18 protein-coding genes and 3 pseudogenes are annotated in these 25170 nt (G+C 71.9%); 8 read left to right on the forward strand and 13 right to left on the reverse strand.

Annotation, left to right across the window (positions count from 1 at the left end; translation table 11 throughout):
- Positions 1–140: 140 nt before the first annotated feature.
- The 4 genes and pseudogenes from ACWEKM_RS06415 to ACWEKM_RS06430 all read right to left on the reverse strand — a co-directional run.
- A pseudogene (locus tag ACWEKM_RS06415) lies at positions 141–260 on the reverse strand (transposase family protein); the annotation flags it as partial.
- A 21-nt stretch (positions 261–281) separates the two neighbouring features.
- A complete protein-coding gene (locus ACWEKM_RS06420; protein ID WP_451620021.1) occupies positions 282–1481 on the reverse strand; it encodes an alkaline phosphatase family protein in 1200 nt (399 codons plus the stop codon).
- Positions 1481–2077 (reverse strand): DUF5998 family protein, encoded by a 597-nt coding sequence (locus ACWEKM_RS06425; protein WP_451620022.1) that lies wholly within the window; start codon positions 2075–2077, stop codon positions 1481–1483. Before ACWEKM_RS06425 ends, ACWEKM_RS06420 begins: the two co-directional genes overlap by 1 nt.
- 160 nt (positions 2078–2237) lie before the next feature.
- The gene (locus ACWEKM_RS06430; RefSeq protein WP_451620023.1) at positions 2238–5222 is read right to left on the reverse strand and encodes a bifunctional acetate--CoA ligase family protein/GNAT family N-acetyltransferase; all 2985 of its coding nucleotides are present in this window, start codon (positions 5220–5222) and stop codon (positions 2238–2240) included.
- A gap of 210 nt (positions 5223–5432) precedes the next feature.
- On the opposite strand from ACWEKM_RS06430, the gene ACWEKM_RS06435 reads away from it, so the two are divergent.
- Positions 5433–5714, forward strand: coding sequence for an HPr family phosphocarrier protein (locus tag ACWEKM_RS06435; RefSeq protein WP_451620024.1), 282 nt, complete (start codon positions 5433–5435; stop codon positions 5712–5714).
- A gap of 210 nt (positions 5715–5924) precedes the next feature.
- On the opposite strand, the gene ACWEKM_RS06440 is transcribed toward ACWEKM_RS06435, so the two are convergent.
- From ACWEKM_RS06440 to ACWEKM_RS06455, 4 genes are all read right to left on the reverse strand, one after another.
- On the reverse strand, positions 5925–6620 hold the full coding sequence (locus tag ACWEKM_RS06440; RefSeq protein ID WP_451620025.1) for a GntR family transcriptional regulator: 696 nt from the start codon (positions 6618–6620) through the stop codon (positions 5925–5927).
- 186 nt (positions 6621–6806) lie between these two features.
- On the reverse strand, positions 6807–7562 hold the full coding sequence (locus ACWEKM_RS06445; RefSeq protein ID WP_451620026.1) for a M23 family metallopeptidase: 756 nt from the start codon (positions 7560–7562) through the stop codon (positions 6807–6809).
- A gap of 486 nt (positions 7563–8048) precedes the next feature.
- A complete protein-coding gene (locus ACWEKM_RS06450; protein WP_451620027.1) occupies positions 8049–9437 on the reverse strand; it encodes a M16 family metallopeptidase in 1389 nt (462 codons plus the stop codon).
- The gene (locus tag ACWEKM_RS06455; protein WP_451620028.1) at positions 9434–10840 is read right to left on the reverse strand and encodes a M16 family metallopeptidase; all 1407 of its coding nucleotides are present in this window, start codon (positions 10838–10840) and stop codon (positions 9434–9436) included. The genes ACWEKM_RS06450 and ACWEKM_RS06455 overlap by 4 nt, the downstream gene beginning before the upstream one ends.
- A gap of 312 nt (positions 10841–11152) precedes the next feature.
- On the opposite strand from ACWEKM_RS06455, the gene ACWEKM_RS06460 reads away from it, so the two are divergent.
- On the forward strand, positions 11153–13612 hold the full coding sequence (locus ACWEKM_RS06460; RefSeq protein WP_451620029.1) for a DNA gyrase/topoisomerase IV subunit A: 2460 nt from the start codon (positions 11153–11155) through the stop codon (positions 13610–13612).
- A gap of 260 nt (positions 13613–13872) precedes the next feature.
- On the opposite strand, the pseudogene ACWEKM_RS06465 reads toward ACWEKM_RS06460, so the two are convergent.
- Positions 13873–14994: pseudogene (locus ACWEKM_RS06465) on the reverse strand (CobW family GTP-binding protein); the annotation flags it as partial.
- Between the two features lie 320 nt (positions 14995–15314).
- On the opposite strand from ACWEKM_RS06465, the gene ACWEKM_RS06470 reads away from it, so the two are divergent.
- Positions 15315–15899 (forward strand): DUF6082 family protein, encoded by a 585-nt coding sequence (locus tag ACWEKM_RS06470; RefSeq protein WP_451620030.1) that lies wholly within the window; start codon positions 15315–15317, stop codon positions 15897–15899.
- A 334-nt stretch (positions 15900–16233) separates the two neighbouring features.
- On the forward strand, positions 16234–16470 hold the full coding sequence (locus tag ACWEKM_RS06475) for a hypothetical protein (RefSeq protein ID WP_451620031.1): 237 nt from the start codon (positions 16234–16236) through the stop codon (positions 16468–16470).
- A 118-nt stretch (positions 16471–16588) separates the two neighbouring features.
- Here ACWEKM_RS06475 and ACWEKM_RS06480 read toward each other — a convergent pair whose 3' ends face one another.
- A complete protein-coding gene (locus ACWEKM_RS06480; RefSeq protein ID WP_451620032.1) occupies positions 16589–17755 on the reverse strand; it encodes a citrate synthase/methylcitrate synthase in 1167 nt (388 codons plus the stop codon).
- Positions 17756–17876: 121 nt separating this feature from the next.
- On the opposite strand from ACWEKM_RS06480, the gene ACWEKM_RS06485 reads away from it, so the two are divergent.
- The 4 genes and pseudogenes from ACWEKM_RS06485 to ACWEKM_RS06500 all read left to right on the forward strand — a co-directional run.
- Positions 17877–19184 (forward strand): citrate synthase, encoded by a 1308-nt coding sequence (locus tag ACWEKM_RS06485; protein WP_451620033.1) that lies wholly within the window; start codon positions 17877–17879, stop codon positions 19182–19184.
- Between the two features lie 10 nt (positions 19185–19194).
- Entirely contained in the window at positions 19195–20151 is a 957-nt protein-coding gene (locus tag ACWEKM_RS06490; protein WP_451620034.1) for a sucrase ferredoxin, read from the forward strand.
- A gap of 171 nt (positions 20152–20322) precedes the next feature.
- Positions 20323–22032, forward strand: a complete 1710-nt coding sequence (locus ACWEKM_RS06495) for an ATP-binding protein (protein ID WP_451620035.1) — start codon at positions 20323–20325, stop codon at positions 22030–22032.
- 56 nt (positions 22033–22088) lie between these two features.
- Positions 22089–22343: pseudogene (locus ACWEKM_RS06500) on the forward strand (two-component system response regulator); the annotation flags it as partial.
- On the opposite strand, the gene ACWEKM_RS06505 reads toward ACWEKM_RS06500, so the two are convergent.
- Genes ACWEKM_RS06505 through ACWEKM_RS06515 form a run of 3 tightly spaced genes read right to left on the reverse strand, consistent with a single transcriptional unit; the run spans position 22343 to position 25137 of the window.
- A complete protein-coding gene (locus ACWEKM_RS06505; RefSeq protein ID WP_451620036.1) occupies positions 22343–23410 on the reverse strand; it encodes an ABC transporter substrate-binding protein in 1068 nt (355 codons plus the stop codon). The pseudogene ACWEKM_RS06500 and the gene ACWEKM_RS06505 overlap by 1 nt on opposite strands.
- Positions 23411–23468: 58 nt before the next feature.
- Positions 23469–24332: an ABC transporter permease gene (locus tag ACWEKM_RS06510; protein ID WP_451620037.1), complete on the reverse strand. Its 864-nt coding sequence runs from the start codon at positions 24330–24332 to the stop codon at positions 23469–23471.
- Positions 24322–25137 (reverse strand): ABC transporter ATP-binding protein, encoded by an 816-nt coding sequence (locus ACWEKM_RS06515; protein WP_451620038.1) that lies wholly within the window; start codon positions 25135–25137, stop codon positions 24322–24324. Before ACWEKM_RS06515 ends, ACWEKM_RS06510 begins: the two co-directional genes overlap by 11 nt.
- Positions 25138–25170 lie beyond the last annotated feature (33 nt).

The raw sequence follows: 25170 nt of genomic DNA on the forward strand, positions 1-25170 counted from the left end.
GGGTGATCAGCAGGTGGTTCGGCGGACGAGTACGAGTTCGGTGCTTGTGCGTGGTCGGGAGGCCCTGCGGGCGGTGCGGTCGCAGACCAGTCCGGCGATGGCGGCGTGCGTTTCGGCGTAGGACTCCCGGCGGCCGAGGTACCTTCGGCCTCGGCGTAGGCGAAGACATCGGCCAGGGTGCGCAGGCGGATGCCGGTGTGGCCGGGGACGGCGAAGCCGCGGGCTGCGAGCAGCGGGCGGATCTCGTGAATGGCGTGGGTGAAAGGCGGCGGGTCGGGGCGTCAGGAGCGTACTTCGAGCAGGGGGACCAACTGCTCGGCAGGGGTCATCGAACCGTGGTTGCCGACCATCGCCGACTCCTTCGGCTCCCGCTCGGAGGCGATGATCAGGACCTCGTCGTGCGCAGCCGCGACCACGTCGCCCAGGCGTGCGTACACCCGCTCGTCGCACGCGCCGGGCGGCCCGAACCAGCCCGCGGCGATCGCCTCGTCGCGCGAGGCCACCCAGAACCGCTCCCCGAGCACCTCGCGCCAGCACGTCAGGACGTCGTCCTCGGCACCCGGCAGCGCGTACACATGCCGCGCGCGACCCTCGCCGCCGAGCAGGGCGACGCCGGCCCGCAGCTCCCAGTCCTCGTCGAAGTCGATGCGGTGCTGCTCGTCGAAGGGCACGTCGACCATGCCGTGGTCGGCGGTGACGTAGAGCGCGCTGCGCGGCGGCAGTTGCTCGGCCAGCCGCTGGGCGAGCCGGTCCACGTACATGAGCTGGCCGCGCCAGGTGTCGGAGGCGACGCCGTAGCGGTGTCCCGCGCCGTCCAGCTCGGCGTAGTACGTGTACACCAGGGCCCGGTCGGCGGCGGCCAGTTGCTCGGCCGCCAGGTCCATGCGCTCCTCGCCGGTGAGCCGCCCGTGGAACGTGCCGCCGCTGAGCGCGACCTTGGTGAGCGGGGTGTTCTCGAAGGCCGGGGAGGAGACCTGGGCCGCGTGCACGCCCGCGTCGTGGGCCAGCCGGAAGACGGTGGGGTACGGCTGCCAGACAGCCGGCGAAGTCCACGGCTGCCAGCGCAGTTGGTTCATCAGCGTGCCGGTGGCCGGGTCGCGCACGGTGTAGCCGGGCAGGCCGTGGGCGCCCGGCGGCAGACCGGTGCCGACGGAGGCGAGGGAGGTCGCGGTGGTCGCCGGGTAGCCGGTGGTGATCGGACGGCCGGTGCCGCCGCGCGAGCTGCTGAGCAGCGAGGTCAGGAAGGGCGCCTCGGCGGGATGGGCGGCGAGCTGCTCCCAGCCGAGCCCGTCGATCAGGAAGACGCAGTTGCGGTCGGCGGCGGTCAGCTCCGGGATCGCCGCGGTCATACCGGGTACGGCCATCCCGGCGGCCAGGGTGGGCAGCAGGTCGGCGAGCGAGCCGCTGCCGTACTCGGGCAGCGGCGCGGTGTCCAGGGCGAGCGGTTCCGGGTGCGGGTCCCAGGCTGCGATCTGCGCCATCAGCGGGCGAAGTCCGCGGTCGCCTCGGAGACGGCCTGTGCGAAGGCGAGCGCCTGGCGCACCGTCTCCGGGCCGTCCCCGGCCTCGCTGACGCGCAGGCTGAGGTCGTCCGCCGTGGAACTGCCCGTATAGCCGTGGTCGGCCTCGCAGTTCGGGTCGCCGCAGGCGGCGGGCTCCAGGTCGATACGGGAGACGGCGCCCCAGCCGACGGTCAGCACGACCTCACGGGGCGGTGTGCCCGGCGTGTACTGCTCCGGGTTGGCGACCACGCGGCTGACCACCACGGACGAGATCCGGCCGAGCTTCACGGACTCCGTGGAGGTGGTGGCGTAGGGCGTCGGGGAGGTGCTGTCGGCGGACTGCTCGTCGGTGTGGCTGACGATGAAGCGGGTGCCGGTGAGAACCAGCACGGTCACATGCCGACGGACCTCGTTCTGATCGAATGTCGTCTCCTGGTGGACCAGGTACGACCGCATGGGCTCGCCGCCCACCGCGGCCTCCACCGCCTCGGCCACGAGGGCCGGGTAGTAGCCGCTGCGCTCGATCGCCGCACGCAGCCCCTGGGTCGTCGTACTGGTCTTGGCCATGGCGTCCATCCTAGTCCGTGGCACAAAGGCTCCAGCCCAGTCGGGAGCACCGGATCCGACGGGCGGGTCCGGCGGCGGTTCGGCGGGCCGGTTCGGCTGCCAGGTTCGCCGGGCCGGTTCGGCGGCCGGATTCGGACGGGCGAGCACCGGTCGGGCCGGCGGGTCCGGGTCAGTACGCGGGGAGCGTCCGGGGCCCGAGGTCGTCGCGGGCCGGCGGGGGCGCGAGCCGCACCGTGGCGCCGAGCACACTGAGGCCGTGCGGGGCGACGACCACCGGTTCCAGGGTGACCGCCACCACCTCGGGGTGGTCGTCGACCAGCCGGGAGACGCGCAGCAGCAGCTCCTCCAGCGCAGGTGTGTCGACCGGCGCGGAGCCCCGCCAGCCGAACAGCAGCGGTGCGGTCCGGATGGCGCGCACCAGCGAGGTCGCCTCCCGGTCGGTCACCGGGATCAGCCGGTGCGCCGTGTCGCCGAGCAACTGGGAGGCGGCCCCGGCCAGTCCGAAGGAGAGCACGGCCCCGGCCGCCGGGTCGATCACGGCCCGTACGACGGTGTCGACGCCCCGGGGTGCCATCGCCTGCACCACCGGGCGCAGTTCGGCGGGCTTCCCGAACAGCTCGGTCAACTCGGCGTAGGCGCGGCGCAGTTGCTCCTCGTCGGCCAGGTCGAGGCGCACCCCGCCAAGGTCGGCGCGGTGCCGCAGGTGCGGCGCGGTCGCCTTGAGGGCGACCGGGTAGCCGAGGGAGCGGGCGGCCTCGGCGGCGGCGTCGGGGGTGGGGGCGGCAAGCGCGCGGCGCACCTGGATGCCGTACCGGCCGAGCAGTTCGCAGGTCTCCTCCGCGCCGAGCGTGAGGCCGTCTCCGCGCGTGAGCAGGCCGTCGATCAGCTCGGCGGCCCCCTTCTCGTCGATGTCCTCGTACTCGGGTACCTTCCCGGGCTCGGCCGCCTCGCGCCGCCACTGCGCGTACTTGACGGCTTCCGCCAGGGCCCGCACGGCGCGTTCGGCCGCGGGGTAGGCGGGAATCAGGCGGGAGCCCTCGTGCGGCGCTTCGGGTGCGGTGGTCGCCTGGTCCCGCGGCGCGGCGGGCGGCTTCTGGGCCGCGGGGATCCGGGCCGGGTCCGCGGGGGCGTGCGTCCCGGCCTGGGGCGACCTGCCGGCCAGGTCAGCGGCTGCATGCGCCTCGGCCTGGGGCGCCGTACCGACCGCGTCCGCGGGTGCATGCGCCCCCGCCTGGGGCGCTGTGTCGGCCACATCCACGGACGCGTACGCCCCGGCCTGGGGCGCCGTGCCGGCCGCGGCCGACAGCGCCTCCGCGAGCCCGCCGAGTTCCACGTGCACGACGAGCACGGGTTTCGCGGGCGCCGTCGCGGCGGCGGACCGCAGGGCCGCCGCCAGTTCCGCGTCCCCGGGCGAGCCCTCTCCGATCGCCGGGATGGCCGTGACGACCACCGCGTCGCAGGTGTCGTCCGCCAGCGCCCGGGACAGCGCCCGGTGGAAGTCCTGCGCCGTGGCCCCGGTCGTCAGGTCCAGCGGGCGTGCCGGGCGCAACCCCTCGGCCAGGCACCGGTCGTAGCTGAGCAGCCCCAGCGACTCGGAGTTCCCGAGGATCGCCACCCGGGGGCCGGCGGGCAGCGGCTGCCGCGCGAGGAGCAGTCCCGTGTCGACCAGTTCGGTGATCGTGTCGACCCGGACGACGCCCGCCTGTCGCAGCAGCGCGGACACGGTCGCGTGCGGCAGCCGGGTGGCCCGGACCGCGTGGCCCTGCGGCACGGATCCGGCCCCCTGCACCACGACCAGCGGCTTGGCCGCGGCCGTCCGGCGCGCCAGCCGCGTGAACTTGCGCGGGTTGCCGATGGTCTCCAGGTACATCAGGACGACGTCGGTGTCGGGGTCGTCGTACCAGTACTGCATGACGTCGTTGCCGGAGACGTCCGCCCGGTTGCCGGACGACACGAAGGTGGACACGCCCGTGACGCCGGTGACCCCTCCCCCGCGCCGGTGCAGCCTGGACAGCAGGGCGATGCCGATGGCCCCGGACTGGGCGAACAGGCCGATCCGCCCGGGTCGCGGCATCTCGGGCGCGAGCGAGGCGTTGAGCCGCACCTCGGGAGAGGTGTTGATGATCCCGAAGGCGTTCGGCCCGACGAGCCGCATGCCGTACGTGCGCGCGTGCCGCACGAGCGCGCGCTGCCGCTCGCGTCCCTCGGGCCCGCTCTCTGCGTATCCGGCGGTGATCACCACGAGGCCCTGCACACCGTGCTCGCCGCACTCGGTGACCGCCTCGGTCACCTGTTCGACGGGGACGGCGACGACCGCGAGGTCGACGGGGCCCTCGATGTCCTGGACCGAGCGGTACGCGGGTACGCCGTCGATCTCCTTCAGCTCCTCGGGGAAGGCGATGTTGACCGCGTACAGGCTCCCGGTGAACCCCGCGTCCAGGATGTTGCCGAGGACGCCGCGGCCGACGCCGCCGGGCGTACGGCCCACACCGAGGACCGCGACGGCGCGGGGCGCCAGCAGTCTGCGCACCGACCGCGCCTCGGCGCGCTGTTCCCGCGCGCGCTGCACGGCGAGCGAGCGGGCGGTGGGTTCCAGGTCCAACTCCAGGCGCACGACGCCATCCTCGAAGCTGCGCTTCTGGGTGTAGCCGGCGTCCATGAACACCTTGATCATCTTGGTGTTGGCGGGCAGCACCTCGGCGGCGAAGCGGCGGATGCCGCGCTCGCGGGCGACGGCGGCGATGTGTTCCAGGAGGGCGGAGGCGACCCCGCGTCCCTGGTGCGCGTCCTGCACCAGGAAGGCGACCTCGGCCTCGTCGGCTGGGGCGGTGGCGGATGCGTCGCCGGCACCGATGCGGTCGTAGCGCACGGTGGCGATGAACTCGCCGCCGACGGTGGCCGCGAGTCCCACCCGGTCCACGAAGTCGTGGTGCGTGAAGCGGTGGACGTCCTTGGCTGACAGGCGGGGGTACGGCGCGAAGAAGCGGTAGTACTTCGACTCGTCCGAGACCTGTTCGTAGAAGCTGACCAGATGGTCGGCGTCATCGACGGTGATGGGCCGGATGCGCGCGGTGCCGCCGTCACGCAGTACCACGTCCGCCTCCCAGTGGGCGGGGTACTCATGCCGGTCGTGCCGGTCCGCCGGGGTCTGCATGGGCCCCAGAGTACGGCTCGCCAACGACAACGTCGCGAGGCAGTCTGTGGGGGACGGAGCCGCGCCGAGGCCGCGGTCCGACGACACACCGGAGCGGGCGCAGGCCCGCTCCGGGCACGCTTCACCTTATGGAAAACTGGTCTAGACAACCATGGTCTAGACAACCCTGATCAACCCCGATCAACCCTGACCACCGAAGGGCAGCACCACATGGCTGAGCGCCGCGTCAACGTCGGCTGGACCGAGGGCCTGCACGCCCGTCCCGCCGCCATCTTCGTCCAAGCCGCCACGACCGCGGGCGTCCCGGTGACGATCGCCAAGGCCGGGGGCGTCCCGGTCAATGCGGCCTCCGTGCTGGCCGTCCTCAGCCTGGGCGCCCGAGGGGGCGAGGAGATCGTTCTCGCCTCCGACGCCGAGGGCGCGGACGCCGCCCTGGACCGGCTGGCGAGGCTGGTCGCCGAGGGACTCGAAGAGCTGCCGGAAACCGTCTGAGCCGGCTCCGAAATCCGCGTCGCCCGGAAAAGATGACCCGGCTTCCGTGTTTTCACGGCCGCCGAATGCATTTCACCTGGGGTATACGGCCGACAGTCGACCACACATTCAGGGCACGACAGAAAAGGTCGGCGGCAGGACCTGCTCTTCCGAACATCTCTCTTGTATACGGCGCCCATACACACGGCACCCATATATACGGCGCCCATGTTAATTTCGCAGGCTCGATCTGTTTACAGCGTGTTGCGCATTCCTCACGCGCTCGGGGCGGTCACCGCCCGAGGAGAACCGCAGCCGGTACGCTGCCGTCGCGCGCTCGGTGTGCAGGGCCATGACCGCACGGGCGCGCTCCGCGTCGCCGCGCGCCACCGCCTCCACGACGGCGCCGTGCTCCGCCCAGGACTCGACGGGACCGGTGGGCGACTCCGCCGCGTACATCCAGGCGATCTTGTGCCGCAGTTGGCTGAGCATCGAGATCAGGGCATGGCTGCCGGATGCCTGGGCGAGCGTCTCGTGGAACCAGCCGTCGAGCGCGCGCAGGTCCTCGCTGTTGCCCCGCCCGGCCCGCTCGCGCTCCAGCCTGACCAGGCCGCGCAGCACCTTGAGGTGGGCCTCGGTGCGCCGCTGGGCGGCCCGGAAGGCGCCCAGCGGCTCCAGGAGCAGGCGCATCTCCAGCAGGTCGGCGGCCTCGTGCGCGGTGGGTTCGGCCACGCACGCGCCCGCGTGCCGCCGCGTCACCACGAACCCCTCCGCCTCCAGCGTGCGCAGGGCCTCGCGGACGGGGACACGTGAGACTCCGTAACGGCGCGCGAGGATTTCCTCGGTGAGCCGGCTGCCGCGCGCGTGGACACCGGCGACGATGTCGTCCCGGATCGCCGTGCACACCGAGTGCGCCGGAATACGCATGACCGACCTCCGCCTCAATCCCCGTGAAACGTCGACTATTGACGTGTGTGCCGAGACTCTATGGCAGTTAGCCGGAATTTCCGATGGCGGGCCGGAATCCATGGATATCTTTTGGACAGGGGGCGTTCGAAACGACGGGAACCCCGGCTCGCGAGCCGGGGCCGCGGCGACCCTCGCCGACGGACGTCAGACGTTCACACCGTGCTTGCGGAGATAAGCGACGGGATCGACGTCGGAGCCGTATTCCGGGGTCGTCCGCGTCTCGAAGTGGAGGTGTGGCCCGGTCGTGTTACCCGTGGAACCCGAGAGCCCGATCTGCCGGCCCGGGGTGACCCGCTCGCCCACCGAGACACCGATGGAGGACAGATGGCCGTACTGGGTGTACATGCCGTCGGCCATCCGGATCACGACCTCGTAGCCATATGCGCCACCCCAGCCGGCCGACACGACGGTGCCGGCGCCCACCGCGTGGACGGCGGTGCCGGCGGCGGCGTGGAAGTCGATGCCGGTGTGGGCGCCGGAGGACCACAGGGAGCCGCCGGTCCGGTAGCCGGTGGAGACGTAGGAGTGCGCGATCGGCGTGACGAAGGCGGTCAGCCGCCTGCGCTCGGCCTCACGGGCGGCCCGAGCCTCGGCCGCGCGCTCCTTCACCGCTCTCCGCGCCGCCGCCTTGCGCGCGGCCTCCTCTGCCGCCTTCTCGTCGGCGGCCTGCCGCTGCGCGGCCGCCTGGGCGCCGATCTGCTCGGCGACCGAGTCGCCGATGCTGACGACGGGGGTGAGGCCGGTCTGCTCCGCGGTGGTCCCGACGGCGTGCGCCGGACCTGCCGCGAGGCTGCCCATGACGCCGGTGGAGGCGAGGGTCGCGACGCCCGCCGCGCGAGCGGTGGTGCGGTGCATCCGGCCGGGACGACGGTGCTTTCCGGTGGCGTGGGTGAACGCCATGAAGTGGCTGGTCCTTTCCTTCCTTCTCGCCTACCGGGTCAGCGATGGGGGGTCCCGGTCCCCACCGGCCGTTCAGGCCCGTCAAGGCCCGGCAAGGCCCTGGGGGACGGTTCGGAGCAGGAAGGTCTCCTACGGGACCCGCGTACCGCGCGGACGCCCGATGCACCTCGACTCACCTCAACAAGGTGGGCCCCTGCAGCCGCGAAGGCGGCGACCGGAGGGCGGGTCCCCGGCTCCCCTGGCTCACGCCGTACGGGGACTCGGCGATGGCTGTCCGGTGCCGCGGGCGCGGCGCGTGCCTGACGAACAGCCCGGACGACGCTAAGGGGGACGACTTTCCCCCCTCAAACCGAACAGGGCGTTTGTTGCGTATCCCACAGGGCAGACGGGCAACCTCCACCGCAATTCGGGCATGCCGAGGGAACGGAAAGGGCCCTGCCGACCGGTCGGTCGCCAGGGCCCCACGCGCGTGTGCCGGGTTGCGGGCTACTCCGCGGACACCACGTGGACCTCGCCGATGCCGAGCGCCTCGGCCGGCTCCTTGATCTGGGCCGCGTCGCCGACCAGGACCGCCACCAGCCGGTCCACCGGGAACGCGTTCACCACCGCGGCGGTGGCCTCCACGGTGCCCGTGACGGCCAGCTGCCGGTACAGGGTCGCCTGGTAGTCGTCCGGCAGATGCTGCTCCACCTGGTCGGCGAGCGTGCTCGCCACGGCCGCCGCCGTCTCGTACTTCAGCGGCGCCACCCCGACGAGGTTCTGCACGGCGACGTCCCGCTCGGCGTCGGTGAGCCCCTCCTCGGCCAGCGTGCGCAGCACCGTCCACAGGTCGGCCAGCGCGGGACCGGTGTTCGGGGTGTCCACGGAGCCGCTGATGGCGAGCAGCGAGGCGCCCGTGCCGTCCGGGGCGGACCGGAGCACCTGGCCGAACGCGCGCACCCCGTAGGTGTAGCCCTTCTCCTCGCGCAGGACGCGGTCAAGGCGGGAGGTGAGGGTGCCGCCGAGGCAGTACGCGCCGAGCACCTGGGCGGGCCAGACCCGGTCGTGCCGGTCGGCGCCGACGCGGCCGATGAGCAGCTGCGTCTGGACGGCACCGGGACGGTCCACGATGACGACCCGGCCGCGGTCGTCGGCGCTCACCGACGGCACCGGCCGCGGCCGGGACGTGGCGCCGGTCCAGGCCCCCAGGGACTCGCCGAGCAGCGCGTCCAGATCGATGCCGGTCAGGTCGCCGACGACCACGGCGGTGGCCGTCGCGGGCCGCACATGCCGCTCGTAGAAGGCACGCACGGCCGCCGCGTCGATCTTGGCGACGGTCTCCTCGGTGCCCTGGCGCGGGCGCGACATGCGCGAGGCCGCCGGGAACAGCTCCTTGGAGAGTTCCTTGGCGGCGCGGCGGGACGGGTTGGCCAGCTCGTGCGGGATCTCGTCGAGGCGGTTGCGGACCAGCCGCTCCACCTCGCTGTCGGCGAACGCGGGCGCGCGCAGCGCGTCGGACAGCAGCCCGAGGCCCTTGGCCAGGCGGGAGGCCGGGACCTCCAGGCTCAGCCGGACGCCCGGATGGTCGGCGTGCGCGTCCAGCGTGGCGCCCGCCCGCTCCAGTTCGGCGGCGAACTCCTCGGCGGAGTGCCGGTCGGTGCCCTCGGAGAAGGCCCTCGCCATGATCGTGGCGACGCCGTCGAGACCGGCCGGCTCGGCGTCCAGGGGCGCGGCCAGCAGCACCTCGACGGCGACGACCTGCTGGCCGGGCCGGTGGCAGCGCAGGACGGTCAGGCCGTTGTCCAGCGTGCCGCGCTCGGGGGCCGGGAAGGCCCATGGCTTCGCCTCGCCCGCGCGGGGCTGCGGGTGGAACTCCATCGTGGCCAGCTCGGTCACTTGGCCGCCTCCTCGTTGTCGTCGTCGCCGGCTTCGACGGTGGCTTCGGACTCGGGGTCCTCGGGGACGTCCACGTCCTCGGTGTGCTCCGCGGACTCGGCGGAGAGCGGCTCGTAGACGAGCACCGCGCGGTTGTCCGGACGCAGCGTGGCCTGGGCGACCGCCTGGACCTCCGCGGCGGTCACCTCCAGGATGCGCCGCACGGCGGTGAGGGCGAGCTGCGGGTCACCGAACAGGACGGCGTACCGGCACAGTTCGTCGGCGCGGCCCGCGACCGTGCCGAGCCGGTCCAGCCACTCGCGCTCCAACTGCGCCTGGGCGCGTTCCATTTCCTCGGGTGTGGGGCCCTCCTCGGCGAACCGGGCCAGCTCCTCGTCGATGGCGGCCTCGATGACCGGCACCTCGACATCACCGGAGGTCTTCACGTCCAGCCAGCCCAGGGAGGGCGCGCCGGCCAGCCGCAGCAGGCCGAACCCGGCCGCCACCGCCGTACGGTCGCGCCGCACGAGCCGGTTGTACAGGCGGGAGGACTCGCCGCCGCCGAGCACCGTGAGCGCCAGATCGGCCGCGTCGCACGCGCGCGTACCGTCCTGCGGCAGCCGGTAGGCGGCCATCAGGGCGCGGGCCGGGACCTCCTCCACCACGACCTCGCGCAACTGCTCCCCGATGGTCTGAGGCAGCGAGCCGTCACGGGGGGCGGGCTTGCCGTCGTGGGAGGAGATCGAACCGAAGTACTTCTCGATCCAGGCGAGCGTCTGCCCCGGGTCGATGTCGCCGACCACGGAGAGTACGGCGTTGTTCGGCGCGTAGTAGGTGCGGAAGAACGTGCGCGCGTCTTCCAGGGTGGCCGCGTCCAGGTCCGTCATCGAGCCGATGGGCGTGTGGTGGTACGGGTGGCCCTCCGGGTAGGCGAGGGCGGTCAGCCGCTCGAAGGCCGTGCCGTAGGGCACGTTGTCGTAGCGCTGGCGGCGCTCGTTCTTGACGACGTCCCGCTGGTTCTCCATGGACTCGTCGTCGAGCGCGGCCAGCAGGGAGCCCATGCGGTCGGCCTCCAGCCACAGGGCCAGCTCCAGCTGGTGGGCGGGCATGGTCTCGAAGTAGTTGGTCCGCTCGAAGCTGGTGGTGCCGTTCAGCGACCCGCCGGCGCCCTGCACCAGCTCGAAGTGCCCGTTGCCCTGCACCTGGGCGGAGCCCTGGAACATCAGGTGCTCGAAGAGGTGAGCCAGACCGGTACGTCCCTTGACTTCGTGGCGGGAGCCGACGTCGTACCAGAGACAGACCGCCGCGACCGGGGTCAGGTGGTCCTCCGAAAGCACCACGCGCAGACCGTTGGCCAGGCGGTGCTCGGTCGCTGTCAGGCCCCCGGAGCCTGCCTCGGCTGTGGCCGTGTGACCCATGGGCATGTACGTCCCTTCGATCGCGGATGCGGTCGCGAAACCGCGGTTTTCCTGCCAGTCCTGCCACTGTATGCAAGCGTGCGCGCCCCGTGCGAAGTTCCCGCGGGACGTACGCCCACAGCGGATCGCGTAGCCTGCGGGGGTTGTGCCGCAGGGCGGTCCCCCGCGGCAGCCGCGGCGCCGGGGCGGGCCGCCGACACCGGGGCCCGGCCCGGGTTGTCGGTGTCGCGGTCCACAATGGTCCGCATCAGATCACGTTCACGCTTCCACACGAACGCCCCGTAGGCGAGCGACCGAAAACAGGAGGAGCCGGCAGCGATGGCCCGCCGCAGCACGAAGACCCCGCCGCCAGACGAACCGTTCGAGGAGAGAATCCTCGACATCGACGTCGTGGACGAGATGCAGGGCTCCTACCTTGAGTACGCGTACTCGGTCATCTACTCCCGTGCCCTGCCGGACGCCCGCGACGGCCTCAAGCCGGTGCACCGCCGCATCGTGTACCAGATGAACGAGATGGGCCTGCGCCCCGACCGCGGCTATGTGAAGTGCGCGCGTGTCGTCGGCGACGTCATGGGCAAGCTCCACCCGCACGGAGACGCGTCCATCTACGACGCCCTGGTGCGCATGGCCCAGCCCTTCTCGATGCGCGTCCCGCTGGTCGACGGGCACGGCAACTTCGGCTCGCTGGGCAACGACGACCCGCCGGCCGCCATGCGGTACACCGAATGCCGCATGGCCGAGGCCACCAGCCTGATGACCGACTCGATCGACGAGGACACGGTCGACTTCGCCCCGAACTACGACGGCCAGGAGCAGGAGCCGGCGGCCCTGCCCGCCGCGTTCCCGAACCTGCTGGTGAACGGCGCGTCGGGGATCGCGGTCGGCATGGCCACGAACATGCCGCCGCACAACCTCGGCGAGGTGATCGCGGCCGCCCGGCACCTGATCCGGCACCCGAACGCCGACCTGGACGCCCTGATCAGGCACGTGCCGGGCCCCGACCTGCCCACCGGCGGCCGGATCGTCGGCCTCTCCGGGATCCGCGACGCGTACGAGACCGGCCGGGGCACGTTCAAGATCCGTGCCACGGTGACGGTGGAGGCGGTGACCGCCCGCCGCAAGGGCCTCGTGGTCACGGAGCTGCCCTTCGCCGTGGGCCCGGAGAAGGTGATCGCCAAGATCAAGGATCTGGTCGGCTCGAAGCGGCTCCAGGGCATCGCCGACGTCAAGGACCTCACGGACCGGGAGCACGGCCTGCGCCTGGTCATCGAGATCAAGAACGGTTTCGTGCCCGAGGCGGTCCTGGAGCAGCTCTACAAGCTGACGCCGATGGAGGAGTCCTTCGGCATCAACAATGTGGCCCTGGTCGACGGCCAGCCCCTCACGCTGGGCCTGAAGGAACTCCTTGAGGTCTACCTCGACCACCGCTTCGACGTGGTGCGCCGCCGCTCCGAGTTCCGCCGCAGCAGGCGGCGCGACCGGCTGCACCTGGTGGAGGGCCTGCTCACCGCCCTGGTCGACATCGACGAGGTCATCCAGCTCATCCGCTCCAGCGAGAACAGCGCGCAGGCGAAGCAGCGGCTGATGGAGCGCTTCTCGCTTTCGGAGATCCAGACCCAGTACATCCTGGACACGCCCCTGCGCCGGCTGACCAAGTACGACCGGATCGAGCTGGAGGCGGAGAAGGAGCGGCTCAACGCGGAGATCGCGGAACTGACCCGGATCCTGGAGTCGGACGCCGAGCTGCGCAAGCTGGTCTCCGCCGAACTCGCCGCGGTCTCCAAGAAGTTCGCCACCCCGCGCCGCACGCTGCTGCTGGAGGCGGGCGCCGCCCCGGCCGCTCAGGTGGCGCTCCAGGTGGCCGACGACCCGTGCAGGGTGCTGCTGTCCTCGACCGGGCTGCTGGCCCGGACGACGAACGGCGAGCACTTCCTGGCGGACGCGGACGCCAAGCGCGCCAAGCACGATGTGATCGTCTCGGCGGTCCCGGCGACGGCGCGCGGCGAGGTGGGCGTGGTGACGTCGGCCGGGCGCCTGCTGCGGGTCAACGTGGTCGACCTGCCGCAGCTGCCGGAGACGGCGGCGCCGCCGAACCTCGCCGGAGGAGCGCCGATCGCGGAGTTCGTCACCCTGGAGGACGAGGAGACGGTGGTCTGTCTGACCACGCTCGACGAATCGTCGCCGGGCCTGGCGCTCGGCACCGAGCAGGGCGTGGTCAAGCGGGTGGTGCCCGACTACCCGTCCAACAAGGACGAGTTGGAGGTCATCGCGCTCAAGGAGGGCGACCGGATCGTCGGCGCGGTGGAGCTGCGCACCGGCGAGGAGGACCTGGTGTTCGTCACGGACGACGCGCAACTGCTGCGCTACCAGGCATCCCAGGTCCGCCCGCAGGGCCGCCCGGCGGGCGGCATGGCGGGCATCAAGCTCGCCGAGGGCGCCAGGGTGATCTCCTTCGGCGCCGTCGACCCGGCCGCTGACGCGGTGGTCTTCACAGTGGCGGGCTCGCGCGGCACGCTGGACGACTCGGTGCAGACGACCGCCAAGCTGACCCCGTTCGACCAGTACCCACGTAAGGGCCGGGCCACCGGCGGCGTGCGCTGCCACCGGTTCCTGAAGGGCGAGGACTGCCTGTCGCTGGCCTGGGCGGGCGCCGTCCCGGCGCTGGCCGCGCAGAAGAACGGCACACCGGTCGGCCTGCCGGAGCTGGACCCGCGCCGCGACGGCTCGGGCACGTCCCTGCCGAAGACGGTGTGGGTGGTGGCGGGCCCGGTCCACTAGACGGGGTCGACTGGACGGGGTCGACTCTAGACGGGGTCCTCGAACTCCTCGAAGGACTGGACGGACTCCTCGGAGAAGGGGATGGACCGCCCGGACGGCTGGACGGGCTCCCGGACCGAGTGGACAGACTCCCGAACCGGCTGGACGGGCTCCCGGACCGAGTGGACAGACTCCCGAACCGGCTGAACGGGCTCCCGGACCGAGTGGGCGAGCTCCTCGGCCGGCTCGGTCGGCTCGGCCGGCTCGGCCGGCTCCAGGAACGGCGGCTCCTCGGGGTCCGGTTCCCCGGCGGCCCGCCGCCCGGGGTCCTTCTCGTCCGGGGCCGTCACATAGCGCAGGACGCCCCACATGCCGTGCTCATCGGCGTGTGGGGCGTCGCTCTCGCAGGCCCTCAGCTCCCTGTCGAGGGCGTCGGTGTCGATGCCGGAGCCGATGAGGACGAGCTGGGTCAGCCGCTCCCCGGCCGCCGCCCACGGCTCGGGGTAGAAGCGCAGGAACCGGCCTACGGCGTGCACGGCGTACCGGTTGAGGCTGTCGTACCCCCCGAAATCTACGTACCCCTTGATCCGGTACAGCCCCTCGGGCCGACTGTCGAGGAACCGCATCAACCGGCGCGGGTCCAGGGCGGCTTCGGAGACGAAGGACAGACTGTCGTAGCCGGTGTGCAGATGGCCGGCATGCCCGTCCTCACCGTGCTTGCCGTTCTCGCCGTGCTTGCCGTTCTCGCCGTGCTCGTGCAGGTCGTCGAAGGAAAGCTGCCCGACGCGCTCCTCGGCCGGCCTGCAGTCGAAGAGGAACTCCGGGTCGATGCGGCCGTAGGCGGCGGGCACGACGGCGGCGCGGTCGGTGAGCGAGCCGACGAGGCCGAGCACCCGCGCGCCGTCCTCGGCCCGGTCGAGCTTGTTGACCACGACCAGGTCGGCAAGGGCGAGGTGCCGGTCGATCTCCGGGTGCCGGGCACGGGTCGCGTCGAACTCGGCGGCGTCGACCACCTCGACCAGCCCGCCGTAGACAATCCCCGGATGCTCGCTGGCGAGCACCATCCGGACGAGTTCCTGGGGTTCGGCGAGCCCGCTGGCCTCGATGACGATGACGTCGATCCCCGTGGCCGGTGCGGCGAGCCGGGCCAGGTACTCGTCGAGTTCGCTCGCGTCGACGGCGCAGCACAGGCATCCGTTGCCCAGCGAGACCGTGGAGTCGCCGAGCGCGCCGGCCACGGCCATCGCGTCGATCTCGACGGCACCGAAGTCGTTGACGATCGCCCCGATGCGGCTGCCGCCGCTGCGGTGGAGCAGGTGGTTGAGGAGCGTGGTCTTCCCGGAGCCCAGGAATCCGGCGAGTACGACGACCGGGATCTGCTGCGCACTGCGGCGGTGCCCCACTGTGCGACCTCTCTCACGCGAACGTGTGCACCGGGCTCACGGCCCGGCGCACGGACGGGGATGGAATGCCGACCAGGATACGAGCAGGGAGAACCCACGATGTGAACGATTGTCAGCAGCCGCTGCGGGGCAGACGATCTGCAGGCGTCGGAGTGTGCGACCCTCGCTTCCCTCCGTGCGCCGCCTCTCCGCCTCCCCGCCGATCAGAGCCGCTCGGCACACTCTGGGAGACGGCTAGCGCCGCCCACCGCTCGCCGGTCCCCTCCAGTCGACCCACACCCCGACGACCGGCGGACGGCCGCCTGAAATCGGGGGTTGACATGGCCACACAGAAGACGGGGAACTGGGGGCCGGGCTCAGTCGCCGCGGTCCTCGCACTTTCGATCACCGGGACCGTGGCGTCCCTCCTGGCGTACCGCCGCGCCCTGGAGACGCTCGCGCGCACGAACGCCGAGATCCTGCGGCGGCTGGACGCGCTGGACGACCAGCGCCGGCAGGCGTCTCGGCGCGCGGACCGCATCGAGTACCAGCGCGATCACCGGCAGCTCCTGCTCGCGGCGATGAAGGACCAGGACCTGCTTCCCGTGCTCGACGCCTACGAGGGCGACGTGCCGCCACGGGTGCAGAAGCAGTACCTCTTCGCCAACGCCCTGTACGTGCACGCCCTGCACGGTTACCAGATCGGCCTGCTCACCCGGGCCGAACTGCGCGGCTACGTCCGCGTGCTGTTCCAGAGCCCGACGGCCCGCGCCTACTGGGAGGCCACGCGCCACCACCGGGCGAGCCTGCGGGACGGCTCGGAGGAGGCCGAGATCGGCAAGATGACCGACGAGTTGCTGGCGGAGCTGGACGAGGCCGATACGGACGAGTGGTGGGTGGTGGGCGACCGTCCCGCCGAGGAGTGAGGCCCGCGAGAAGGCGGGGTTCTACAAAGAGGCGAGGACTCCACAAGAAGACGGGGGCTCCACAAGAAGACGGGGTCTTCGCAAGACGGCTGGGACTCGACCGCAAGACGGGGGCTCCACAGGGACGAGTGAGGCCCGCAAAATCGAATCACTCGCTCAGACACACACGTCCCGGCCCCAAGCGCGATCTCCGCAGGCTAGGTTGTCCCCGCCTGCCACGTGCACACCCACCGTCCCAGCAGGCCCAGACGTCGTTGCCGTCCGGACACACCCATGCCCCGGCACCCGGCACGAGGACAGCCCATGACCGATTCAAGCAAGGACCGGGATCGACTTGAAGATCGTGCGCCGCATTGGTGCGTCACCTCGCGAAAGAGGGAGCGTTAACGGGCAGACCTGCCCGGACATCTTTGAACTGCAGGACGGGAACTTCGCGGTGATCGGTACGGACCGGACCGAGGCACTCGACCCCGAGCTGCCGTCGGACGCCGCACGCGCCGACTACGAACGGATCGTGGTGATCAGCCGCGAGACGCTGGTGCGCGCGAAGGCCGACATTCCGGACGTCTAGGGACTGCCATCCGGTCACGGGGAACGCGCCGCCGTGGCGAGCGCACCGTGATCCGCGGACGAACCGCGCCCCGCGGGGGCCCAGCTCGATGCGCCTTCGGCAGCGGGCTGGGCTTTCCTCAGACCATCGCCGGGACCGCCGCGGGCGGGGGCGGCCCGACATAGCGGGCCACCGGCCGAATGATCTTCGAGTCGGCCGCCTGTTCCAGGACGTTGGCGCTCCAGCCGACCACGCGCGCCGCCGCGAACGTGGGCGTGAACATCTCGCGTGGCACTCCGCACAGCTCCATGACGACGCCCGCGTAGAACTCGACGTTGGTGTGCAGCTCGCGGCCGGGCTTCAGCTCGGCGAGGATCGCCTCGACCCGGCGCTCGACCTCGACGGCGAAGGCGACGCGCGGGCCGCCGAAGCCCTCGGCGATCTCACGGAGCATCCGCGAACGAGGGTCCTCCGTACGGTAGATCGCGTGGCCGAAGCCCATGACGCGGTCACCGGCCAGGACGCGCTCACGGATCCAGCCGTCGATCCGGTCGGGGGTGCCGATCGCGTCCAGGGTGTCCAGGGCACGGCTGGGCGCACCGCCGTGCAGCGGCCCGGACAGCGCCCCCAGAGCACCTACGAGGCATGCCGCCACATCGGCGCCGGTGGACGCGACGACCCGCGCGGTGAAGGTTGACGCATTGAATCCATGATCAATGGTTGAGATCAGGTATTGCTCGACCGCTCGGGCCCGCCGCGTGTCCGGTTCCTCACCGGTCACCATGTACAGGTAGTTGGCCGCGTACGAGAGGTCCTCGCGCGGCTCCACCGGCTCCTGCCCCCGTCCGAGCCGGTACAGCGCGGCGAGCAGGGTCGGTACAGCCGCGCAGGCGGCGACGGCGTCCGCGCGGCGCCGGTCGGCGTCGATGTCGTACACGGGCCGGAAGCCCTTGGCCGCGCCGAGCAGCGACAGCGCGGTGCGCGCCCCGGCCAGCGGGCCCGAGGCGCGGCTCGCGGCGGCGACGGCGGGCAGGGCGGCGCGGACCTCTGCGGGCAGCCGGCGCAGCGCGGCGGTTTCGGCGAGGAAGGCAGCGCGGCGCTCCGCGACGGGGAGTTCACCGTACGCGAGGAGGTGCCAGACGTCTTCGAAGCCGCGGGTCCGCGCGAGTTCGACGGCCGAGTACTGGCGGTAGTGGTAGAAGCCCTCGGCCCCCCGGACGTCGCCGATCTCGGTCTCGGCGACGACAACACCCGCGAGTCCGCGCGGCACGTCGACAAGGGTGGATGCGGACCTGTTGATGGACATGTTTTCCTCCCTGGACTTGATCAAACTGTCCATGATTGACTATTCCTCTGTCAATATTGATCCGATCAATACTCGTCCAAAGTTCAGTCCATATGCCACCAAGGCGACTACGGTGACCCCCATGCGCGATCAAGAACCCGCTCCCCGCGGCCCCGAGCGGAGGCTGAGCACCAGGGAGACCGCCGAACTGCTCGGCGTGAAGCCGGAGACCGTGTACGCGTACGTGAGCCGCGGTCAGCTCAGCAGCATGCGCGAACCCGGCGGTCGCGGCAGCACCTTCGACGCCGTGGAGGTGACCGCCCTCGCCCGGCGCCACAGACGGGAGAGCCAGGCCGGCCAGACCGCCGCCGGAGAGCTGTCCGTCCACACCCGCATCACGCTGATCGACGGGGACCGGTACTACTTCCGCGGCGTCGACGCCGCGGAACTCGCCGCGCGCCACTCCTACGAGGAGGTCGCCGACTGGCTGTGGACCGGGCGGCTGAGCCCCGGCGTCACATTCACCGCGCCCGAGGCCACGGCGGCCGTCGCCAGCCGGGCGGTGACCGCCCTGCCCGAGCACACCGAGCCCACCGACCGGCTGCGGGTCGCGGCGGTCGCCGCGGCGACCGAGGACCCACTGCGCTTCGACCTGTCCGAGGAGGCCGTGCTCGCGACGGCGCGGATCCTCATCCCGACCCTCGTCGCCGCTCTGCCGCCCCACCCGCACGCCCGAGAGGCCGGCCCGCTCGCCCTGCGCCTGTGGGGCCGGCTGACCGGCCGTGAGCCCGACGAGGCGTCACTGCGCGCCCTGGACACGGCACTTGCCCTGCTGGTCGATCACGACCTGGCCGCCTCGACGCTCGCGGTGCGGGTCGCCGCCTCGGCGCGGGCCCACGTCTATGCGGCCGTCTCGGCCGGACTGGGCGTGATCGAGGGCCCGTTGCACGGCGCGGCAAGCGGGCTGGCCCACCGGCTGCTGCTCGACGTGCTGGACGAGGGCAGCGCCGTTCCGGTGATCGCGGCCGAGCTCCGCGCCGGCCGCCGCATCCCCGGACTCGGCCACCGGCTCTACCCGGGCCAGGACCCACGCGCGCGTGCCCTGTTCGCGCTCCTGGAGCACGTCCCGCGCGCGGAACCCGCCCTCCTCGCGGCTCGCGACATCGTCGCGACCACGGCCCGGCACAGCCCGCTGCACGCCAATGTGGACCTGGCCCTCGCGGTACTCACCGTCGCCTGCGGCATGCCCGCGACGGCGGGCGAGACGGTCTTCGCCGTCGCCCGGACGGCGGGCTGGATCGCGCATGCCCTGGAGGAGTACGGCGAGCGCCCGCTGCGGATGCGCCCCAGCGGCCACTACGTGGGCCCGAGGCCCCCGCAGCCGCTGCCGGATCAGGACATGAACGGGCAACGGCGGGGCCGGAAGTCACCCCGGGCAAAGTCAGGTTAGGCTCACCTCTGTGAGTAGGTGCGCAACCGTCTCCCGGAGCCTCGACGAGCCCGTCTCCGGTACGGCGGCCACGGCGACGACATGGCTGCTGCTGGAACAGCCCGGTCCTTGGGGTGTCAAGGCACTCACGTCGAGCCATCTGGACCGCGCGCTCGGCCGCGCCCTGGAGGCCGCCGCCGACGGCACCGGCGTACGGATCGCGCTCGTCCGGCGACCCGGGCGCCACGCCGATCCCGGCACCTCCGCCGAGCGCCAGGTGTACGCGGCCCACACCGTTCCCGGAACGGTGTGGCTGCGCGCCGCCACGATCCGCGACCCGCGCACCCTCCTCGACCTCGACTACGGCGCGCTCGGCTCGGGCGACCACCGCACGTTCGACGCGGCGCTCGGCGGTCGCGCGCACGAGGCCGGCCCGCTCGCGCTCGTCTGCACCAACGGCAAACGCGACCGCTGCTGCGCGCTGCTCGGCCGCCCCCTCGCGACCGAACTCACCGCCTCCGGCGTACCGGGCGTGTGGGAGGTCACCCATTTGGGTGGACATCGCTTCTCGCCGACGGTGCTCGTCCTGCCGTACGGCTACTCGTACGGCAGGGCCGAGGCGCACACGGTCAAGGAGGTCCTGCAGAGCGTCCAGGAGGGGCGGATCGTCGTCCAGGGGTGCCGCGGGAACTCGGCCTGGGGCAGGCCCGGTCAGGCGGCCGAACTGGCCGTGCGCACGGCGGCGGACGAGTACGCGGCGGACACGCTGAGCGTCCTGCGCACCGACGGCGCGGCGCCCCGCTGGGCGGTGACCGTGGCCCATGCCGACGGCCGCCGCTGGCGCGTCATCGTGGCCCAGGGCGCCTCGCTGCCGCCGCGCCCGGAGAGCTGCGGCGCCTCGGTGCTGGGCACGCCGGCGCGGATGGACGTGGTGTCCGTGCGCCAACTGACGGCCGCGGCCGTGACGGCGGCGTCCCCGACGGGCTGACCCCGTCGTCCGCCGAGCCTGCCCGTTCGCCCAAGAGCCGCGCCGTTCCACCGAGAAGCGACCGACCCCGTTCCGCCGAGGACCGGCCACCCCCGTTCCCCAACAGTCAGTCAACAGATCCGTGCCACACCTCCTACGGCTCGATCCGCCCGCCCACGTACCGTCATGGACATGCACCCCACTCCGCCCGCACGCCGTCTGCGTCTCGGTCTGCCGCGGCGGGTGTTCTCCCAGGTCCTGCTGATGCAGGTGACGATCGCCGCGGGAGTCGCGGTGCTCGCCACCGGGCTGTTCCTGGCCCCGTTGAGCAGGCAGCTCGACCAGGAGGCGATGCGCCGCGCGCTGGCGATCGCGGAGACCACGGCGCAGGATCCGCAGATGGCCGCGGGCGTCCAGCACACAGAGCCGTCCGTCGACGGCCCGGTGCAGGTGGCGGCCGAGCGGATCCGGCACGCCACGAACGCCGAGTACATCGTGGTGATGGACCTGCGCGGCGTGCGCTGGTCGCACACGACGCGCTCGGAGATCGGCGGCCTCGTCTCCACCGATCCGAGCGCGGCCCTGGCCGGACGTCAGGTCATGGAGATCGACAACGGCACCCTGGGCCGCTCCGCGCGCGGCAAGGTGCCGCTGTACGACGCCGACCACCGGATCATCGGGGCGGTCTCGGTGGGCATCGCGTACGACAGCGTGCGGGCCCGGCTGCTCAGCGCGATCCCGGGGCTGTTCGCCCACGCCGGCGGCGCCCTCGCGGTCGGTGCCCTGGCCGCCTGGCTGATCTCCCGGCGGGTGCAGCGGCAGACCCGGGACCTGGCCTTCTCCGACATCTCGGCCCTGCTCGCGGAACGGGAGGCGATGCTGCACGGGATCCGGGAGGGCGTCGTCGCCCTGGACCGCACCGGCCGCATACGGCTGCTCAACGACGAGGCGCGGCGCCTGCTCGGCATCGGCGACGAGGCCGTCGGGCAGACCCCGGACGAGGCGCTGGGCGAGGGAGGACGGACGACCGACGTCCTGGCGGGCCGGGTGACCGGCACCGATCTGCTCACCGTGCGCGGCCGGCGGGTGCTGGTCGCCAACCGGATGCCCACCGGCGACGGCGGTGCGGTGGCCACCCTGCGCGACCGCACCGAGCTGGAGCAACTCGGCCGCGAACTCGACTCCACGCGGGGCCTGATCGACGCCCTGCGCGCCCAGGACCACGAGCACGCCAACCGCATGCACACCCTGCTCGGTCTGCTCGAACTGGAGATGTACGACGACGCGGCGGAGTTCGTCGGAGAGGTCGTCGGCGACCACCGGGTCACCGCGGAGCAGGTCACCGAGAAGATCCAGGACCCGCTGCTCGCGGCCCTGCTGGTCGGCAAGGCGACGGTCGCGGCCGAGCGCGGGGTCGCCCTGTGGGTCTCGGACCGTACCCGGCTCCCGGACCGGCTGATCGAACCCAGGGGCCTGGTCACGGTCGTGGGCAACCTGATCGACAACGCCCTCGACGCCGTCGCCGGAACCCCGCACGCGCGCGTGGAGGTCGAATTGCGCGCCGAGGGGCGCACGGCCGTGCTCAGGGTGCGCGACACGGGACCCGGCGTGCCGGTGGAGCAGCGCGCACTGGTCTTCACCGAGGGCTGGTCCACCAAGGAGCCGCCCGCGCACGGCAAACGCGGCCTCGGGCTGTCCCTGGTGCGCCGGTTCGCCGAGCGGCAGGGCGGGAGCGCGACGGTGGGCGAAGCGGGCGGCGGGGGCGCGGAGTTCACGGTCGTACTGCCCGAGGCCCTGACCGAGCCGGAACTGGAAACGGGGCCGGAAACGGGGCCGGAGCGGGGGCTGGAACCGGCGCTGACGGCGCCCGTGGAGACCGTCGCCGAGGAGGATGCCCCATGATCGAGGTCCAGGTCGTGGACGACGACGCCTGGGTCGCCCGGGTGGACGCCGCCTAGAAACCGTTCGCCTTGGCCGGACTGCGCGCCCGCCCGGAGGCGTACGCTCGGCTGCGCCGCACCTTGGACAGCGACCGGGAGGCCGAACAGGCCGAGGTGGACCGGATCTTCGGGGTGCTGTCGGCGCCGTCAAGGCCGGGGCTGCCCAAGGGGCGCTCCCCCACCACCGCCGAACTGGTACGCCAGTGCCTGATGAACGCCGTGGGCTCGTTGTCGGCCCAGGAGATCGCCGAGCGGACCGGGGTGAGCCGACGTCAGCCCGCCGACCGCGCGGCCTTCTCGACGAACACCGTCGTGTAGGTCTTGCCGAGGTCGACCTCGGCGTTCTTGATGTTGGGGTTGAACGACTTGAGGACCTTCTCGACGGTCTCCGGGCCCTTCTCCGGCATCACGCCGTCGTCGGTGAACATCGGCAGCGTGCTCTTGATCGCCTCCGCGTACAGGGTCTTGTCGCCCTGTGAGTAGTCGGCGGGCATCTGGGCCGCGATCTCGTCGGCGCCGTGCGTGGACATCCACGTGAGCGTCTTGACGAATGCATTGACCAGCTTCTGGACGGTGTCCTTGTGGCTGTTCACCCAGTCCGTCTGCATGTACAGACTTGACGACGGGTACGGGCCGCCGAGCGCCTCCTGCGAGCCCTCCGGGGTGCGCATGTCGAGGAGGATCTCGCCGGCCTTCTTGTCCAGGATCGTCGTCACAGTCGGGTCGGTCGTCATGCCACCGTCGATGGAACCCTGTTCCAGCGCGGAGATGAACGTCGGGCCGGCGCCCACCGCGACGGGCGTGAACTCGTGGACGTCCACTCCGTTCTTGACGGCCAGGTACTTGGTGAGGAAGTCGGTCGAGGAACCGAGTCCGGTGACGCCGAGCTTCCTGCCCTTGAAGTCCTTGGGCGAGGTGATGAGGCCGGCCGCCTTGTGGGAGACGACCTCCACCTCGCCGGGTGCGTGCGAGAACTGCACGACGGACTCGACGGACTTGCCCTTCACCTGGAGGTCGAGTGTGTGGTCGTAGAAGCCGACCGTCCCCTGGACCTGGCCGGCCACGAGCGCGGTCTCCGCCTGGACACCCGCGGGCTCGCTCAGGAGTTGGACGTTCAGGCCCTCGGCGTCGAAGTGGCCGAGCCGCTGGGTGAGCATCGCGGGCAGGTAGATGACCTTGTCCAGGCCACCGACCATGATCTTGACCTGCTCCCCCTTGCCGCCCCCTCCGCCACCGCTGTCGGCGGACGGGCCGGCCGCCTCGTCGGCACAGGCGGTGAGCGAGGAGAGGGCGAGCAGGCCGGCGGCGGAAAGCGCCGCGAGTCTGGCGGTCTTGCGCATGGCGGTTCACGTCCTTGTGAGAATGCGGTGCGGGGAAGGGGGGGGTGGCTTCGGGGCGTCAGTGCTCGGAGTCGGCCGACTTCCAGCGGAAGACGCGCCGTTCGGCAAAGGTCAGCAGCCCCTCGGCGACGAGCGCGACGACGGCGAGGATGACCATCGCGGCATACACACCGGCCGAGTTGAAGGTGCCCTGGGACTGCGCGACGAGCAGGCCGATGCCCTTGGTGGCGCCGATGTACTCGCCGACGATGGCACCGATCAGGGCGAAGCCGAAGCTGACGTGGAGGCTGGTGAAGATCCACGAGGTGGCCGAAGGGATGACGACCTGAAGGGTCACCCTCCGGTCGCCGGCGCCCAGGATGCGGGCGTTGGCGACCAGGTTGCGGTCGACCTCCCGGGCGCCCTGGAAGGCGTTGAAGAAGACCGGGAAGAAGACGAGCACCACGGCGGACGCGACCTTGGAGGCGGGGCCGAGGCCGAACCAGATCACGAAGATCGGGGCGAGGACGATCCTGGGTATCGAGTTGAGAACCTTGATGTATGGACCAAGGACATCGGCGAGGAAGGCGATCCGTCCGAGCGCGATACCGAGGACGACACCGGCGACCACACCGATGGCCCAGCCCAGCAGCGCCTCGTACAGCGTGTACCAGATCTGTTCGCCCAGTGAGCCGAGCGCCGTCCCGTGGGTGACCCAGGTGGAGATCTGGTCCCAGATCTTGGACGGCATCGAGAAGTTGAACGGATCGATGACCTTCGCCCGGGAGAGCCATTCCCACAGGCCGAGCACGGCGAGCAGGAGCAGCGCCCGACCCGCCATGACGACGGTCTTGCGTCTGCGGGCGGCCTTGGCCCGGCTCTGTGTGCGGTCCGTGGTCTTGCCCGTGTCGACGGCTGGGGTGCCGAGAACGTCATCCGACATGGGCCGCACCCCTCTCGCGGGTGATACGGACCTCTTCGCCGAGGGACTCCCAGATCTCGCGGTAGATCTCGATGAACCGCGGTTCCAGGCGCACCGATTCGACCTTGCGCGGCCGGGGCAGGTCGATGTCGAAGATCTGCTTCACAGTCGCCGGCCCTGCGGTCATCACGACGACCCTGTCGGCCAGCGCGATGGACTCCTCCAGGTCGTGGGTGACGAAGACGACCGAGGCGCCCGTGCCCTCCCACAGCTCCAGGAGTTCGTCCGACATCAGCGCCCGGGTCTGCACGTCGAGCGCCGAGAACGGCTCGTCCATGAGCAGGATCTCGGGGTCGTTGACGAAGGTCGCGGCGAGCGCGACGCGCTTGCGCTGGCCGCCGGAGAGCTGGTGCGGGTAGCGGTCCTCGAAGGCGGCGAGACCGACCCGGGCCAGCCACTCACGGGCCTTCTGCCTGGCCTCGGCCTTCGGTACGCCGCGGAAGCGGGGGCCCGCCATGACGTTGGACAGGACCGTCCGCCAGGGGAAGGTCGCGTCCTGCTGAAAGACGAAGCCGACCTTGTCGCCTACGCCGGCGACCGGCTCTCCGGCCACCAGCACATCGCCCTCTGTGGGCTCCTCCAGGCCGCTGACCAAGGTCAGCGTGGTGGACTTGCCGCAGCCGGTCGGGCCGACGACGGCAACGAACTCACCGCGCCTGACGGTGAGGTCCAGACCCCGGACAGCCGTGTGCAGACCCCCTGACGGGGTCCTGAAGGTCTTGCTCGCGCCCCGCAGCTCGACGGCAGGGCTGGTGTCTGCGCTCATGTTCCGGGACCGTAGGTGTGGTCCCTGCCACAG

This window comes from Streptomyces sp. NPDC004752, from assembly GCF_053601275.1.